Source organism: Vibrio sp. 1402 (genome assembly GCF_033340275.1).
In genome coordinates this window covers 1-978 of record NZ_JAWOWE010000109.1, presented here as the reverse complement: position 1 = coordinate 978, position 978 = coordinate 1, and the positions used below count along the sequence as shown (strand labels likewise).

The following is a 978-nucleotide window of genomic DNA, read 5'->3' as shown; positions in this document are numbered from 1 at the left end:
TTGCTGTGATAGATTCAAGCGCGGTAACGATCTGTTGGAGAGCTTCTGATGCATTCATCGATTCAGTTACTGTGCTTTCACTTGTTTCCGCACAGATTTCCATTGTATGAATGGCATTGCGAGAGCCTTCTTGAAGATTCGAGATCATGTGTTGGATCTCTTTTGTGCTGTCTTGAGTTCGACCTGCAAGATTACGCACCTCATCTGCTACTACAGCAAAGCCTCGTCCTTGTTCGCCTGCTCGGGCTGCTTCAATTGCAGCGTTCAAGGCTAATAGGTTGGTTTGTTCCGCAATATCCCCGATTACATCCAGGACTTTCACGATATTGTTTACATCTTGATCGAGATCGGCAACCGCTTTACTTGCAGTATTCAGCTGAGTCGCAAGACCTTGGATGTTATCTACCGTACTGTGGATCAGTGATTGAGTGTGCTGACTTTGTTTATCTGCTTCATCGGTATTACGTGCTGTGTCGCTAGCAGAGCTTGCCACATGGTTAGCGGAAGAAGCCATTTCTGTCATCGCTGTTGCAATCATTGCGGTCGATTGCTGCTGAGAAACGGTAAGCTCGGCGATGGAATTTGAGCGCGACTCTACTGCTGATAGCTCATCGCGTAGAGCGTGCATCGATTGTTCAAGGTTAGTCACCATGGTTGCCAATGATTGGCTCATATTCTGAACCGCATGGTAGATACTGCCTTTTGGAGCGACGGTATCAAAGCTAGTTTGGATGTTACCTTGTGCAACCGCTTGAACCGCTTCTCGTACATCGTTAGGTTCACCTCCTAAGAGATTGAGCATTTTGCGAATTGAGATGATCAAGCCTCCAAGAATTGAACCTGCGATAACCAGACACAGCATAAGCTGCCACTGTGCTGTCGACCAAAAACGTGCATTCACTTCATTAAAGCCAATACCTGTGCCGACAACCCAACCCCAATGTGGTGTTTTTTCTGCTATTGAGTGTTTTTCTTCAA

1 protein-coding gene is annotated in these 978 nt (G+C 46.4%); it reads right to left on the bottom strand.

Features of this window, described 5'->3' with window-relative positions:
- Positions 1–978, bottom strand: a 978-nt coding sequence (locus R7044_RS24475; RefSeq protein ID WP_225455908.1) for a methyl-accepting chemotaxis protein, incomplete at both ends; no start/stop codon positions are given.